This window comes from Streptomyces sp. NBC_00704 (genome assembly GCF_036226605.1).
Lineage (GTDB): Bacteria > Actinomycetota > Actinomycetes > Streptomycetales > Streptomycetaceae > Streptomyces.
The window spans coordinates 711546-725536 of the sequence record NZ_CP109000.1; the positions used below are offsets into that span (position 1 = coordinate 711546).

Genomic DNA, 13991 nt, shown 5'->3' on the forward strand with positions numbered 1-13991 from the left:
CTCACGCGCGCTGCGCGGGAACCCCGGACCGCAACCGGCCCAGCAGCAGCTCGCGTTCCTCCGCGAAGGCGGGGTCCGCCTGGTAGTCGGAGTGGCCGAGAACGGGTGCGGGCAGCGGGTGCGCCGCGTCCCGGCCGTAGGCCAGCGGGTCCGCGAGGGGCGGCCGGTCGACCCGCGGGCCGCGGCGGTCGCCGGGCGGCCGGACCGGTCCGCCGATGGGGTCGGTGAGCCGGTACAGGTTACGCCAGCAGGCGATGTCCTCGTGCAGCGCGGCGAGCGCGGCCGGGCCGAAGTGCGCCGGGAACCAGCGGCCGTAGAGGCGCTCGATCGGTGAGCCGTAGGTGAGCAGGGCGACCCGCCTGCGGTCGGAGGGCTTGAGTTGCCAGGCCGCGGCGGCCGCCAGCACGCTGCCCTGGGAGTGGCCGGAGATGACGAGGCGGCCGCCGGTGGCCCGCGTCCAGGTCGCCACCCGCCAGGTCAGGTCGGGCACGGCGCGCTCCGCGTAGCAGGGCGGGGCGAAGGGGTGCGCGGCGCGCGGCCAGAAGGTGCCGACGTCCCAGAGGATGCCGATGGTGCGCCGCGCGGAGGCGTCCTTGTAGGCGCGGCGCCCCCAGGTGACGAACAGGACGAAGCCGAGCCCGATGAGCCAGGAGCCCAGCGCCTGCGCGGTCTGCGCCGCGCCGTGCACGAAGGCCGGGGCCGGCTCCGCGGCCCGGGCCGGCGTCTTCGCGGTGCCGAGGGCGCCGGCGACGGCTCCCCCGCCGAGCAGCAGCGTCGCGGTGGAGACGACGGCGACGAGGAGGGGGCTGCGGTCGGTGAGGGTGGCCATCGCACGGGCCCGCGCGATACGGCGGGTGCGTGCGGGGTCGCCGTGCTCCACCCCGTACTCGCGGAGCACTTCGGTCTGCTCCGCGCGGGTGAGCAGCCAGGCCTGGCGGCCGAGCAGCGCGCACAGCACCAGCAGGACGACGAGCAGGACGGGGATCACGGACGCCTGCCAGGTCAGCACGACCGGGGGTCCGTCGAGTCCGGTGCCGGTGCCGTCCAGCCAGTCCGACACGCGCTGGGCGACGCCTCCGGACATGACCCCGCCCAGCGCGCAGGCCAGCATCGCGACGGCCGGGCCGCCGAGCCCGTGCAGCGCGCAGCGCTCCAGCCAGGCCACGGCGCTCCCTTCCGGCCCCACCTCGTTCCGCCCGCCGACGCCGACGCCGACGGGGTCGGGGTCGGGGTCGCTGCCGGGGTGGGTGCCGGCGTCGGCGTCCGGATCGGTGGGCTGCGACGGCACGGACGGGCCGCCGTCGGGCCGGTCCTCCCCGCGCGGCGCCGGGGCGCCGCCGGAGACGACGGAGGGCGGCTCGGGGGCGCTCGGCCCGGGCGCCTTGCACTGGCCGGCGTCGGATTCCTCCGTGCCGCCCGCCGCGGCCGAGCGCTCCTGTGGGCAGTGGTGCAGGAGGCGGGCGACGACCGCGAGGGCGACGACCAGCGCGCCCTGGGCGAGGGCGAGCGCGCCGAAGGTCGCGTCGCCCGGCAGGCGGCCCTCGGAATGCCAGCCGGGACGCTCCCAGCCGGCGTACACCAGCGTGAGGGCGAGCAGCACGAGGGCCGCCGACGGCAGCCGGCGCACCAGGTGGGCGTCGAGGCGGCGGTCGAGCCGGTGCTCGCTGCGGCCGCGGCGGCACACCACCCACACCGTGCCCAGCGCGCCCGCGATCAGGGAGGCCTCCAGCAGCCGGCCCAGGACGTCGAGGACGGCCGGACCGCCCGCCCCGCGGTCCTGGCGCACGGCGGCGGCGCCGACCGCGGCGGCCACCGTCAGCAGGCCCGCCGCGGTGTGCGCCGCGCGCAGCCGCGCCACCAGCCGGCGCCCGTACCAGAAGCCGGGGCGGCTGAGCGCGGTGTCCGAGGGGCCGTCCTCCGGTTCGGGCGCGCGGTCGAGGGGCTCCTGCGACTCGTAGGCCCGCCAGGTGCGGTGGGCGAGGTACCACAGGAGGCCGACGAGCGCGGTGGGGAGCAGGGCGGCGAGGGCCAGGCGGCGGCCCGGCAGGCTCCACCAGCCGTCGTGCGAGGCCGTCGGCGACAGGAAGCCCAGCCAGGAGTGGCGCTGCGCGCAGGCGGAGGTGCCCGCGCACTGCCAGGCGGTCAGGTCCAGGGCGACCTCGCAGGCCGCGGCGACGAGCAGCACGGTCAGGCTCAGCGCCGCCAGCCGCACCAGGAGGCCGTACAGGCGGACCGTGCGCACGCGCCCGCGGGCGGCGGGGCGCATCCAGTGGGCCAGGTTGACGACCATGAAGGGCAGCAGGAGCAGCCACAGGGCGCGAGTGCCGTCGCCGGAGGTGAGGTTGGACCAGACGTAGGCCTCGGGGACGGGGGCGTCGCGGCGGCGGTCGTCGGCGGGGCAGGTCTCGGCGCCGACGTCGTCGGCCCGCCGGTAGACGGCCGCCGTGTCGTCGCCGGTGATCCGCTCGGTGCGCGGATCCTTCAGCATCTTCTCGGGCGTGGCGCCGCCCACGCCGTGGACCAGGAGTTCCAGGGCCGCTCCGCCGGTACCGGCACGTTTCACTGTGGGCACCTCCCCCGTGACACGCCGTCGATGTGTCCGTGCGGGCATAAGGATCGCCGCCCGCGACGCGTGATACACCTCCCGTCACGGAATCTCCCCGCGCTGTGCGACGCGCACGCGCGGGCGGGCCGGGAACACCGTGGGTGACATGACCGCGACGGGGTGGTGGCATGGCTGTGAACGGGCCGTGCGAGGATGGGACGCCCGCACACCGACGTCGGTCGGCTCTGCCTCGTAGAAGCAGGTGAGCGGGCCTGTCGGACGGCTTGAGGGAAAGGACCGGAGCGTACGTGAGTGAGAATCAGAACCTCCTCGCGGAGCAGCGCCGCGCCCTCATCCTGGACGAGGTCCGTCGCCGTGGCGGCGTCCGCGTCAACGAGCTGACGCGCAAGCTCGGCGTGTCGGACATGACGGTGCGCCGCGACCTGGACGCGCTGGCCCGCCAGGGCGTCCTGGAGAAGGTTCACGGCGGCGCGGTCCCGGTGATGGAGGCGAGCACGCACGAGCCGGGCTTCGAGGCGAAGTCGGGCCTGGAGCTGACCGCCAAGGAGGACATCGCCAAGGCGGCGGCGCAGCTCGTCACCCCGGGCAGCGCGATCGCGCTGTCGGGCGGCACGACGACGTTCGCGCTGGCGCACCACCTGGTGGATCTGCCGGACCTGACGGTGGTCACCAACTCGGTGCGGGTGGCGGACGTCTTCCATGTGGCGCAGCGCTCCTCCGGTCCGCGGCAGGGCGCGGCCACGGTCGTGCTGACCGGCGGGGTGCGCACGCCGTCGGACTCGCTGGTGGGTCCGGTGGCCGACCAGGCCATCGCCGCGCTCCACTTCGACGTGCTGTTCCTCGGCGTGCACGGCATATCGGCGGAGGCCGGTCTGTCGACGCCGAACCTGGCGGAGGCGGAGACCAACCGGCGTCTGGTGCAGTCGGCGCGGCGCGTGGTGGTGGTCGCGGACCACACCAAGTGGGGTGTGGTGGGGCTGAGTTCGTTCGCCGCGCTGGAGCAGGTGGACACGCTGGTGACCGACGCGGGGCTGCCGGGCGCGGCGCGCGTGGAGATCTCGGAGCAGCTGCGGCGGCTGGTCGTCGCGGGCGAGCCCGACGAGGATGCAGACATCTGACGGAGCCGCCGCTAGGGTGACCCCCCGCCGACCGAGGGGGTTCGTCTCGCCATGGTCCGTCGTCTGCGCCCTGAAGGGCTCGACTTCGTCGACACCGCTCCCGTGCGCATGGTCTTCGCCCGCGACATGCGCGCGCCCGTCGAACGGGTCTACCGGGCGCTCGCGGACGACGTCCGCGGCTGGCCCGAATGGTTCACGGCCGTGACCGCCGTCGAGGCGCTGGACGGCGGCGCGGGGCGCGAGGTGCGGCTGCGGGGCGGCGCCCGGTTCCGGGAGACGGTCCTCGCGGCGAAGCCGTCGGAGCTGTACGCGTATCGCGTGGACGCCACCAACGTGCCGGGGATGCGGGCGCTCGTCGAGGAGTGGCGGCTCGCGCCCGCCGGCGCCGGCGCCGGCGCCCGGGTGCGGTGGACGTTCGCGGTGGACGGGACGGCGGTGTTCCGGGGTGGGGCGCGGCTGGCCCGGCCGGGGCTCGGGCGGTCGTTCCGGGAGGCCGTCGCCGCCCTGGACAGGAAGCTCGCCAGGTGAGGACCGCGCCGCGCGCCACCCGGCGGGACGTCACCTGCCGGGCGTCACCTGTCGGGGGGGCACCGTCGGGCGGTCACCGCGGCCATACGCCGGTGGCCAGCAGTGACTCGATCGCGGCCGTGTAGGGGGCGATGTCCAGGCCCTGTTCGGCGAGCCAGGCGTCGGAGTAGTACTTGTCGAGGTAGCGGTCGCCCGGGTCGCACAGCAGGGTGACCACGCTGCCCCGGCGGCCGTCCGCCACCATCTCGGCGACGATCTTGAGCGCGCTCCACAGTCCGGTGCCCGTGGAGCCGCCCGCCTTGCGGCCGATGGCCTGTTCCAGCGCGCGCACGGCGGCGACGCTGGCCGCGTCGGGGACCTTCATCATCCGGTCGACGGCACCGGGCACGAAGCTGGGTTCCATACGGGGGCGGCCGATGCCCTCGATGCGTGAGCCGCAGTCGCAGGTGACGTCCGGATCGCCGGTGGTCCAGCCCTCGAAGAAGCACGAGTTCTCCGGGTCGGCGACGCAGACGCGGGTGTCGCGCTGCGTGTAGTGGATGAAGCGCGCGAGGGTCGCGGAGGTGCCGCCGGTGCCGGCCGTGGCGACGATCCACGCGGGCTCCGGAAAACGCTCCAGCTCGAGCTGGCGGAAGATGGATTCGGCGATGTTGTTGTTCCCGCGCCAGTCCGTGGCCCGCTCGGCGTAGGTGAACTGGTCCATGTAGTGGCCGCCGCTGTCCGCCGCGAGACGGGCCGACTCCTCGTACATGGTGCGCGAGTCGTCGACGAAGTGGCACCGGCCGCCGTGGAACTCGATCAGGCGGATCTTCTCCGCGCTCGTCGTACGCGGCATGACGGCGATGAAGGGCACGCCGATCAGCTTCGCGAAGTAGGCCTCCGACACGGCCGTCGAGCCGCTGGACGCCTCGATCACCGGGCGGTCCGGCCGGATCCAGCCGTTGCACAGACCGTAGAGGAAGAGGGAGCGGGCGAGCCGGTGCTTGAGGCTGCCGGTGGGGTGGGTCGACTCGTCCTTGAGATAGAGGTCGATGCCCCACCGCTCGGGCAGCGGGAAGCGCAGCAGGTGCGTGTCGGCCGAGCGGTTGGCGTCGGCCTGCACCTTGCGGACGGCCTCTTTCAGCCAGTCGCGGTAGGCGCTGTCGCTGCGGTCGACATCGAGGGTGGCGCCGGTCCTGGCGGGCGGGGAGGTGGTCACGGCGGGGCTCCTTCAGGCTTCGCGCCGACGGTGGTCCGCGCGGCCGACGCATCGATCATAAACACCTTGCGCACGCTTCTCACCTGCATAAACACACCTTTGACGTCCTCAAAGACGGGCCTGGGGAGCGGGTGGGCGCAGGTGGGGGGCGCATTCGCGCGAGTGCTCCGGGCGGGCGCGCCGGGGGCGTCGCGCGCACTGGTGCTCGACGCCGGGCGCGGGCAGACTGCACCGGGCGGGGCGACGGCCCCGGACGGGGCGACAGCCCCGGCCCGGAGCCGGATCCCGGTCGGGGGCGCACACCGGAGCAGGGGAGAGAGACCGATCGCGAGGGGGCGGGAAGGCATGGCGGAGCCGGAGTTCACGGCTACGGGCGTGCGTATCGGCAAGCGGCTGCGTTCGCTCACCCGGGCCGGCCAGGTCCGGATCAACGACGGCAGGCTGGAGCTGCTGACCAGCTACGGCAGCGAGATCGACAGTGCGCCCGTGCAGGCGGTCCGCGCCTCCAGGCCCTGGTTCGCCGCGGAGGACCGGGCGCTGGCCGACCTCAACGGCAAGCGGTACCTGCTGACCCTCGGCGACCACGATCCGGCGCCGGGCGAGCCCGGCCCGCCGGCGGCGCGCCGGTTCATCGAGGCCGTGCGCAGGGCGGCGGGTCGCGGCGGCTGAGACCGCGCGAATCCGGACGACGTTCCCGTGGCCGGGTCACCGCGAGTTGCGGTACGGCATCCGCTGCGTCACTCTGGTCTCACGTCACTCTGGGTTTACCGGCGATAACGCTGCGAACCAGCCCGCCGGCCATGACAGCAGGCGGCCGCCTTGCGCAGACGCCCTGCTCGATCCGAACTCCGTGTTCTTCCGGACCTCAGTCGGGGAGTCGCAGCCGTGATCACCAACCCAAGCAGGCACTGCATGGTGGAGCTTCAGGCCCTGCCGTCGCGGATCGGACAGGTCCGCAGAATCGTATCGGCGCAACTGCGCTACTGGCACATGGACCCGCTGATAGACCGGGCCGCGCTCGGTGTGACGGAGCTGCTGACCAACGTCCACCTGCACGCCCAGCCCGACAAGACGTGCGTCGTGGAGCTGGAGCTGCTGCTGGACCGGCTCACCGTCTCCGTGCGGGACCGCGATCCGCGACTGCCCGTCATGGGCTCCGCCGAGCAGGAGGCCCTCGCCACCTGCGGACGCGGACTCGCCATGGTGGCCGCGGTGAGCGAGAGCTGGGGCGCCCGGCCCGACGGGGAGTCCGGCAAGGTCGTGTGGTTCACGCTGCCCGCGCCCAGCGCCACCCGCGAGGTGTCGGCGCGGCCGACCCGGCGCACCCCCAGGGAGCAGACCGTGCCGCTGTTCGCGGAGGTCGGCCCCGTCGACGACCTGGTGCCCGCCCACGCCCCCGCCCGGCCGGCCGTCGTCGGCTGACCGGGCGGTGACCGCCGCCGGACCCGCCCGCCCGAGGCGGCCCGCCCCCGAGGGGCGGCCGCCGGGCGGGCGTCGTCGGCTTCCCGCGCACGGCCGCGCCGGTTCAGCGGCCGGGCCGGCCGAACTGCTCGTCCAGGACCGACACCCGGCGCCAGTACTCGTCCTCGTCGATCTCGCCGGAGGCGAAGCGCCGGCCGAGCACGGCGAGCGGGGAGTCGCCCGCGGGACGGTCCATCGGGTTCCAGGGCCCGCGACGGCCTCGCCCGACCGTGCGGCGCACGAAGGTGACCACGCCGACGACGACGGCCGCCCAGATCAGCGGAAGGAACAGGATCCAGGGGCCGGGCCCGCCGCCGCCCCAGTTCGCCAGGGTGTTCATCTCGGGTCATCTCCTCGGTGAGTTCTCGTGCACTGCGATGCTTCGAGAGTCCCGCCGCAAGGGGGTCCCGGGCGTCGTACGGTCAGCGGCAGTTCGCCTACCTCCACGGGAGTAGGCGCGACGAGCCGCCGGCACCGCGAGCGAGGCCTGCCCGGCACGGATGGCGGCCGCTCGGGCCGGATCGCCGGGGCCCGCTGACGCGCCGTGGCCCGATCGGGTCGAGGTCTGTCCCGCCGACACGCTGTCCGGTACGGCACACCGGGTGAGGATGGCCGACGAAGCCGGACGACCGGCGAAGCCACAGGTGAGGAGCGGGACGGCCATGGCCCTGGAGATGCGCGACCACTGCGAGCGGTGCACGACGACCACCCTGCCGCCCGGCGCGGCGGCCCGGATCTGCTCCTACGAGTGCACGTACTGCGTGCCGTGCGCCGAGACCCTGCGGGACGTCTGCCCCAACTGCGGTGGCGAACTCACGCCCCGGCCCCGCCGGGCGGCCACCGCCGCCTGACGCCCCGCGGCCCGCAGGGCGGCGGCGGGGCCGACGGCCGAGGTCCGGGCGACGCCCCGCAGCCCGCAGGGCGGCGGGGGTCACGGCGGAGGTCCGGGCGACGCCCCGCAGCCCGCAGGGCGGCGGGGGTCACGGTCGGGGGCCGGGCCGGACTCCCCTCCGGGCGGTCGTCGCCGCCCCTCGGATCAGGCCGAGTCGCCGGATCGCCCGCCAGGTGCCGACAGGCCACCAGGTACCGGCAAACCACCGGGTGCGGACAGGCCGGCGGGTGCGGGTCGGTCCTCGCCCGCGGACCGGGTCCCGCCCCGTCCGCGTACCGGCCCCCGTCCGCCGATCAGGCCCCTTCCGCCGACCCGGCCCGCTCGTCGAAGCTGGCGAAATAGGCGGCGACCATGTCCTCGTCGCCGTGCCCCTGGGCGGCGGCGCGCTCCAGCCGCTCGGCGGTCGCCGCCGCCACGTCCAGCCGGACGCCGTTGGAGCGCCCGGCCTCGACGATCAGACGCGCGTCCTTGGCGGCGGTGGTCACGGCGAACTGGGCGGGCGAGAGCCGGTCGTCGAGGACCAGGGCCGACTTCGCCTTCAGGTACCCCATGTCGAGCGGGCCGCCCTCGATGAGGTCGAAGAACGCGTGGGGGTCGACGTCCAGCGCCTGTGACAGGGCGAGGACCTCGCCGGCCGCCGCGGTGGCCGCGAGCACCCAGCTGTTGGCGACCAGTTTCAGACGGGTGGCGCTGCCCTCGGCCCCGTCCTCGCCGGTCCACACGGTGCGCGCGCCGACGGCCTCCAGGACCGGGGTCACCGCGGCGCGTCCGGCCTGCGGTCCCGCCGCGAGCACGGTCAGCTGACCGGCCTCGGCGGGCCGGCGGGTGCCCAGCACGGGCGCGTCGAAGAAGACCAGGCCGTGGGCGCGGGCGAAGGCGGCGAGGTCGCCGACCGCCTCGATCCCGGCGGTCGTCGACTGCACCCAGGCCGCGCCGGAACGCAGCGCGGGGGCCGCCCGGCGCATGACCTCCAGTGCGGCGGGGCCGTCGTGGAGCATGGTCAGAACGACGTCCGCGCCCTCGACGGCCTCCTCGGGGGTGTCGGTCACGTGCACGCCGTCCTCGGCGAGCGGCCCCGCCTTGGCGCGGGTGCGGTTCCAGGCCCGCACGGTGTGTCCGGCCCGGGCGACGTTGCGCGCCATCGCGGCGCCCATGATGCCCGTGCCGAGGACGCTCACGGTCAGCTTGTCTGTCATACCGTCAACCTACGTCGGCGGGCGCGGAGAAGGCGGTCCTGCTTCGCGCGCTGGACAGTCGGGCTCCGCGATTCGGCCGCTCGGCGGGCAGGGTGGCGGCGTGCCCCCGCGCGGCCCGCGTCGCCGCGTCCCGCGGCTCACCCGGCGGGCAGCGCTCCCAGCGGGTCGTCCAGGACCGGCTGCCAGGCGAGTTCGGCCGCGCCGACCAGGCTGTTGTGGTCGAGGGAGCAGGCGAGGATCGGCACCCCTCCGCTGTGCCCCCACAGACTGCGGTCGGAGACGACCGCGCGCAGCCGGCCCGGGTCGGCGTCCAGGAGGGTGCCGTGCAGGCCGCCGAGGACGATGCGGTCGGGATTGAGGATGTTGACCAGGCCCGCCAGGCCCAGCCCGAGCCGGTCGATCAGGGTCTCCACGGCCGTGCGGACGGCCGGATCGCCGTGTTCCTCGCGGATCAGTTCGTTGGCCTGGCGCAGCAGGGAGCCTTCCGGGCCGGGCTCGCGGCCGGCCGCGGTGAGCAGCGCGAGCGGATCGGCCTCGACGTCGAGGCAGCCGCGGCTGCCGCAGTGGCAGGGCCGTCCCTCGGGGTTGACGGTGAGATGGCCGACCTCGAGGGCGAGGCCCGAACTGCCCGTGTGCAGGCGGCCGTCGAGCACGAGCGCGCCGCCGACGCCCCGGTGCCCGGTGGCCACGCACAGCAGATCGCGGGCGCCGCGTCCCGCGCCGTGCCGGTGCTCGGCGAGGGCGGCGAGATTGACGTCGTTGGCCGCGAAGGCCGGGCCGGTGACGCCCGCCGCCCGGACCCGCTCGGCGAAGATCTCCCGCACGGGCGCTCCCACCGGCCACGCCAGGTGCAGCGGGTTCAGCGCCAGACCCTCGGGCTCGGTGACCGCGGACGGCACGGCGAGCCCGGCGCCGACACAGCGCCTGCCGGTCGTCCGCAGCAGTTCCGCCCCGGCGTCGACGGCCGCGCCGAGGACCTTGGCCGGGTCGGCGTCGACGGTCTCGCAGCTGGGCGTCGTGGCGACGATCCGCCCGCCGAGGCCGACCAGCGCGGCCCGGTATCCGTCGGAGTGGACCTGGGCGGCCAGCACGACCGGCCCCTCGCGGGCGACTTCCAGCCGGTGGGAGGGACGGCCCTGCGATCCCGCCGCCGCGGCGGGCCGCGCGTCCACCCGGATCAGTCCCAGCGCCTCCAGCTCCGCGGCGACCGCGCCCGCCGTGGCCCGCGTGACGCCGAGTTCCGCGGTGAGCACGGCCCGGGTGGGTGCCCGTCCGGTGTGCACGAGCTCCAACGCGGGGCCGAGCGCTCCACGCCCCCGGTCCAACCGCGCCCTCGAGGTGGTCCCTTCCCCCGCCGACCGGGGGTCCGCCTTGCCGCTCATGAGGGCGAGTCTCCCATGATCCGCTTCGTCAGGCGGCGTCCGGGAAGCCGCTGACGCGCAGGGTGACGTTCAGCCGTCCGGTCAGTCCGAGCGAGGCCGGGGCCGTGCCCGGCAGCACCCGCGGCACCCCGTGGTAGGCGAGTCTGGACGCTCCTCCGAACACGAACAGGTCGCCGCTGCGTAGTTCCACGTCCGCGTAGGGCCGGGTGCGCGTCCTCGTGTTGCCGAAGCGGAAGACGCAGGCGTCGCCGAGGCTGAGGGAGACGACGGGCGCCGTGGCCCGCTCGTCGGCGTCCCGGTGCATGCCCATCCGGGCGTCGCCCTCGTAGAAGTTCACCAGCGCGATGTCGTAGGCGGCGCCCTCGGCCTCCGCCGGGCCCAGCGCGTCGGACACGGCGCGCCGGCCCAGCTCGCCCAGCCAGTCCGGGAACGGCTTGACGGGCGCGCCGTCGCCGTCGGCGACCGTGCGGGCGTAGGCGTAGGGGTACCAGTGCCACCCCAGGCAGACCTGGCGCGCGGTCATGACGCCGCCGCCGGGCGTGCGGACCGTGCGCAGGCCGGCCGGGGGGCGGGCCCACTCCCGGCAGGCCTTCAGCAGCTCGCGCTGGCGGGCGTCGTCCAGCCAGTCGGGCAGATGCACCGCGCCCGGCGCGACCTGGGCCGGTTCCCGCGCAAACAGTCCGGTGTCCATGTGCCCATCCTCCTCCTCGGCTCCGGCACCCGGCCTGATCTGCGGCTCGGCTAGCCTGGGCCACGATGAACGACGCTATGAGGACGCCGTGGGGCGAGGTCTCCCTGGCCCGCTTCCCCGAGGACCCGCGCGAGACGCTGCGCGCGTGGGACGCCGCCGACGCGTACCTGCTCAGACACCTCGCCGAGCGCGAGGTGCCGTGGACGGGTTCCGTGGTCGTGCTCGGCGACCGCTGGGGCGCGCTGGTCACGGCGCTCGCGGCACACCGTCCGACGCAGATCACGGACTCGTGGCTGGGCCAGGAGGCGACCCGGGAGAACCTCGCGCGGGCCGGTGTCGGGGCCGGCGCCGTCGGGCTGCTCACCACGCAGGACCCGGTGCCGGAGCGGATCGACGTGCTGCTGGTCCGGGTGCCCAAGAGCCTCGCGCTGCTGGAGGACCAGCTGCTGCGGCTCGCGCCCGCGGTGCACGCGGAGACGGTGGTCGTCGGCGCCGGCATGGTGAAGGAGATCCACACGTCGACGCTGCGGCTGTTCGAGCGGATCCTCGGGCCGACGCGGACCTCGCTCGCCGAGCAGAAGGCCCGGCTGGTGTTCTGCACGCCGGACCCGTCGCTGAAGCGCCCCCGCAATCCGTGGCCGCACACCTACGACCTGCCCGACGACGTCGGCGGCGCTCTCGCGGGCCGGCCGGTCGTCAATCACGCGGGTGTGTTCTGCGCGGAGCGGCTCGACATCGGCACCCGGTTCTTCCTGGAGCATCTGCCGCGGACCACGGGGCGGCGGCGGGTCGTCGACCTGGGCTGCGGCAACGGGGTCGTCGGCACGGCGGTGGCGCTGGCCGACCCGGCCGCCGAGGTGCTGTTCACGGACGAGTCGTTCCAGGCGGTGGCGTCGGCGGAGGCCACGTACAAGGCCAACGGGGTGCCGGGGCACGCCGAGTTCCGGGTGGGCGACGGGCTCGCGGGGGTCGCCGACGGCAGTGTGGACGTCGTGCTCAACAACCCGCCGTTCCACTCGCACCAGGCCACGACCGACGCGACGGCCTGGCGCATGTTCACCGGGGCGCGGCGCGCGCTGCGGCCGGGCGGTGAGCTGTGGGTGGTGGGCAACCGTCATCTGGGCTACCACGTGAAGCTGAAGCGGCTGTTCGGCGCCTGTGAGACGGTCGCCGGCGACCGCAAGTTCGTGGTCCTGAAGGCGGTCAGCCCGCAGTGAGTCCCGCCCCGGCGACGATCCGCTCCACGGTGCGCGCCATGGCCTCGCGGCCCGCGGCGAGGTAGCGGCGGGCGTCGACGACGTCGGGGTGCGCCGCCAGGTGGGCGCGGACGGCGCCGGTCATGGCCTGGTTGAGCGCGGTGCCGATGTTGACCTTGGCGATGCCGCCGGCGACGGCCGCCCGCAGTTCGTGGTCCGGGACTCCGGAGGAGCCGTGCAGGACGAGGGGCACGTCGAGTGCCGCGCCGAGCCGGCCGATCAGCCCGTGGTCGAGGGCGGCGGTGCGGTCGGTCATCGCGTGGACGCTGCCGACGGCGACGGCCAGGGCGTCCACGCCCGATGCGGCGACGAACGCGCGCGCCTCGGCCGGGTCGGTGCGGGCCCCGGCGACATGGGCGCCCTTTCCGCCGATCTCTCCCAACTCCGCCTCGATCCACAGTCCTTGGGCGTGCGCCTGCTCGACGGCCGAGCGGGTCGCGGCGAGGTTGGCCTCGTAGGGGAGCCGGGAGGCGTCGTACATGACGGAGCTGAAGCCCGCCTCCGCCGCCTGGCCGAGGAGCAGGTCGCTGCGGACGTGGTCGAGGTGCAGCGCGACGGGCACGAGGGCCCGTTCGGCGGCGACGGCGGCCGCGCGGGCCAGCGGCAGCACCTGCCCCTGCCGGAAGGCGACGGCGTTCTCGCTGATCTGGAGCACGACGGGGACGCCGGCCGCCTCCGCCCCCGCGACGACCGCCTCGATGTGTTCCAGGGCGACGATGTTGAAGGCCGCGACGGCGGTCCGGGCGGTGTGGGCCCGGGTGACCAGGTCGCCGGTGGTGGTGAGGGGCATCGCACCTCCTCAGGGGGCGAGGATCACCGAGCGGGTGAGGTGGCGGGGCCGGTCCGGATCGAGGCCGCGCGCCGCGGCCAGGGCGACGGCGAGGCGCTGGGCCCGCACCAGTTCGGCGAGGGGGTCCAGCGTGCCCTCGATCCACAGCGCGCCGGTGGCGCGCACCTCGTCGGCCAGGCCGCGCGGCGCCTTCCCGAACATCCAGACGGCCGTGCCCCGCGTGCTGACGCTGATGGGCCCGTGCCGGTATTCCATGGCGGGGTAGGCCTCGGTCCAGGACAGCGAGGCCTCGCGCATCTTCAGGGCGGCCTCGTCGGCGAGTCCGGCCGTCCAGCCCCGTCCGAGGAAGGTGAACTGCCCGCACTCCAGGAGGCCTTGAGGCAAGGGCTCGGCGAGCGCGGTGCGGGCGTCCTCGACGACGGCGTCGGTGTGCAGCCCGACGCGGGCGCGCAGCAGGGTGAGGGCGGTGGTGGCGAACCGGGTCTGCACGACGGAGCGTTCGTCGGCACGGTCCAGGACGATCACGTGGTCGGCGGCGGTCGTCACCGGGGTGTCCGGGTCGGCGGTGATCGCGGTCGTGCGGGTGCGTCCGCGCAGCCGGGCGAGCAGGTCGAGGATCTCGGTGGTGGTGCCGGAGCGGGTCAGGACGACGACCCGGTCGTAGCGGCGGCCGTACGGGAACTCCGAGGCGGCGAAGGCGTCCGTCTCGCCGTGTCCCGCGCTCTCGCGCAGCGCCGCCGCGGACCGGGCCATGAAGCAGGAGGTGCCGCAGCCCACGATCGCCACCCGCTCCCCCGGCTCGGGCAACTCCTTCGCGCAGGCGTCGGCTTGGGCGGCGGCCCGGCTCCAGCACGCGGGCTGGTCGGTCAGTTCGTCCTCGACGTGCGTCATGCCCCACCTCTCGCCGACGGAG

Annotated in this window: 14 protein-coding genes; 6 read left to right on the forward strand and 8 right to left on the reverse strand. The window is 75.3% G+C overall.

Going from position 1 to position 13991, the window contains the following annotated elements; all coding sequences use genetic code 11:
* Position 1: 1 nt before the first annotated feature.
* A complete protein-coding gene (locus OG802_RS02960; protein WP_329406904.1) occupies positions 2–2611 on the reverse strand; it encodes a hypothetical protein in 2610 nt (869 codons plus the stop codon).
* Positions 2612–2853: 242 nt separating this feature from the next.
* On the opposite strand from OG802_RS02960, the gene OG802_RS02965 reads away from it, so the two are divergent.
* Positions 2854–3684, forward strand: coding sequence for a DeoR/GlpR family DNA-binding transcription regulator (locus tag OG802_RS02965; protein WP_329406906.1), 831 nt, complete (start codon positions 2854–2856; stop codon positions 3682–3684).
* A gap of 51 nt (positions 3685–3735) precedes the next feature.
* Positions 3736–4212 (forward strand): SRPBCC family protein, encoded by a 477-nt coding sequence (locus OG802_RS02970; RefSeq protein WP_329406908.1) that lies wholly within the window; start codon positions 3736–3738, stop codon positions 4210–4212.
* A 73-nt stretch (positions 4213–4285) separates the two neighbouring features.
* On the opposite strand, the gene OG802_RS02975 is transcribed toward OG802_RS02970, so the two are convergent.
* Entirely contained in the window at positions 4286–5410 is a 1125-nt protein-coding gene (locus OG802_RS02975) for a PLP-dependent cysteine synthase family protein (protein ID WP_329406911.1), read from the reverse strand.
* Between the two features lie 345 nt (positions 5411–5755).
* Between OG802_RS02975 and OG802_RS02980 the strand changes: the two genes are divergently transcribed.
* Entirely contained in the window at positions 5756–6079 is a 324-nt protein-coding gene (locus OG802_RS02980; protein WP_329406915.1) for a hypothetical protein, read from the forward strand.
* 216 nt (positions 6080–6295) lie between these two features.
* Positions 6296–6832: an ATP-binding protein gene (locus OG802_RS02985; protein WP_329406917.1), complete on the forward strand. Its 537-nt coding sequence runs from the start codon at positions 6296–6298 to the stop codon at positions 6830–6832.
* Positions 6833–6935: 103 nt separating this feature from the next.
* Here the strand turns inward: OG802_RS02985 and OG802_RS02990 are convergent, their stop codons facing one another.
* Positions 6936–7211, reverse strand: coding sequence for an SHOCT domain-containing protein (locus OG802_RS02990; protein WP_329406919.1), 276 nt, complete (start codon positions 7209–7211; stop codon positions 6936–6938).
* A 322-nt stretch (positions 7212–7533) separates the two neighbouring features.
* Between OG802_RS02990 and OG802_RS02995 the strand changes: the two genes are divergently transcribed.
* Entirely contained in the window at positions 7534–7722 is a 189-nt protein-coding gene (locus OG802_RS02995; protein WP_329406921.1) for a DUF1272 domain-containing protein, read from the forward strand.
* 334 nt (positions 7723–8056) lie between these two features.
* Here the strand turns inward: OG802_RS02995 and OG802_RS03000 are convergent, their stop codons facing one another.
* The 3 genes from OG802_RS03000 to OG802_RS03010 form a co-directional block, all read right to left on the reverse strand.
* A complete protein-coding gene (locus OG802_RS03000) occupies positions 8057–8959 on the reverse strand; it encodes an NAD(P)-dependent oxidoreductase (protein WP_329406923.1) in 903 nt (300 codons plus the stop codon).
* 137 nt (positions 8960–9096) lie between these two features.
* The gene (locus OG802_RS03005) at positions 9097–10341 is read right to left on the reverse strand and encodes an ROK family protein (protein ID WP_329406925.1); all 1245 of its coding nucleotides are present in this window, start codon (positions 10339–10341) and stop codon (positions 9097–9099) included.
* A 28-nt stretch (positions 10342–10369) separates the two neighbouring features.
* Positions 10370–11032, reverse strand: a complete 663-nt coding sequence (locus OG802_RS03010) for an alpha-ketoglutarate-dependent dioxygenase AlkB family protein (protein ID WP_329406927.1) — start codon at positions 11030–11032, stop codon at positions 10370–10372.
* Positions 11033–11109: 77 nt separating this feature from the next.
* Between OG802_RS03010 and OG802_RS03015 the strand changes: the two genes are divergently transcribed.
* On the forward strand, positions 11110–12249 hold the full coding sequence (locus OG802_RS03015) for a methyltransferase (RefSeq protein WP_329416919.1): 1140 nt from the start codon (positions 11110–11112) through the stop codon (positions 12247–12249).
* On the opposite strand, the gene OG802_RS03020 is transcribed toward OG802_RS03015, so the two are convergent.
* Together OG802_RS03020 and OG802_RS03025 are read right to left on the reverse strand one after the other, a co-directional pair.
* Complete coding sequence (locus OG802_RS03020) at positions 12236–13078, reverse strand: class II fructose-bisphosphate aldolase (protein WP_329406929.1); 843 nt, start codon at positions 13076–13078, stop codon at positions 12236–12238. The genes OG802_RS03015 and OG802_RS03020 overlap by 14 nt on opposite strands.
* Positions 13079–13087: 9 nt before the next feature.
* The gene (locus OG802_RS03025) at positions 13088–13969 is read right to left on the reverse strand and encodes an SIS domain-containing protein (RefSeq protein ID WP_329406930.1); all 882 of its coding nucleotides are present in this window, start codon (positions 13967–13969) and stop codon (positions 13088–13090) included.
* Positions 13970–13991 lie beyond the last annotated feature (22 nt).

Bases quoted from the DNA above. Each gene is read 5' to 3' on its own strand.
- OG802_RS03025 (WP_329406930.1), bottom strand. From the start codon at position 13,969: ATGACGCACGTCGAGGACGAACTGACCGACCAGCCCGCGTGCTGGAGC.
- OG802_RS02990 (WP_329406919.1), bottom strand. From the start codon at position 7,211: ATGAACACCCTGGCGAACTGGGGCGGCGGCGGGCCCGGCCCCTGGATC.
- OG802_RS03010 (WP_329406927.1), bottom strand. From the start codon at position 11,032: ATGGACACCGGACTGTTTGCGCGGGAACCGGCCCAGGTCGCGCCGGGC.
- OG802_RS02960 (WP_329406904.1), bottom strand. From the start codon at position 2,611: ATGCCCGCACGGACACATCGACGGCGTGTCACGGGGGAGGTGCCCACA.
- OG802_RS03020 (WP_329406929.1), bottom strand. From the start codon at position 13,078: ATGCCCCTCACCACCACCGGCGACCTGGTCACCCGGGCCCACACCGCC.
- OG802_RS02995 (WP_329406921.1), top strand. From the start codon at position 7,534: ATGGCCCTGGAGATGCGCGACCACTGCGAGCGGTGCACGACGACCACC.
- OG802_RS02980 (WP_329406915.1), top strand. From the start codon at position 5,756: ATGGCGGAGCCGGAGTTCACGGCTACGGGCGTGCGTATCGGCAAGCGG.
- OG802_RS03015 (WP_329416919.1), top strand. From the start codon at position 11,110: ATGAGGACGCCGTGGGGCGAGGTCTCCCTGGCCCGCTTCCCCGAGGAC.
- OG802_RS03005 (WP_329406925.1), bottom strand. From the start codon at position 10,341: ATGAGCGGCAAGGCGGACCCCCGGTCGGCGGGGGAAGGGACCACCTCG.
- OG802_RS02970 (WP_329406908.1), top strand. From the start codon at position 3,736: ATGGTCCGTCGTCTGCGCCCTGAAGGGCTCGACTTCGTCGACACCGCT.
- OG802_RS03000 (WP_329406923.1), bottom strand. From the start codon at position 8,959: ATGACAGACAAGCTGACCGTGAGCGTCCTCGGCACGGGCATCATGGGC.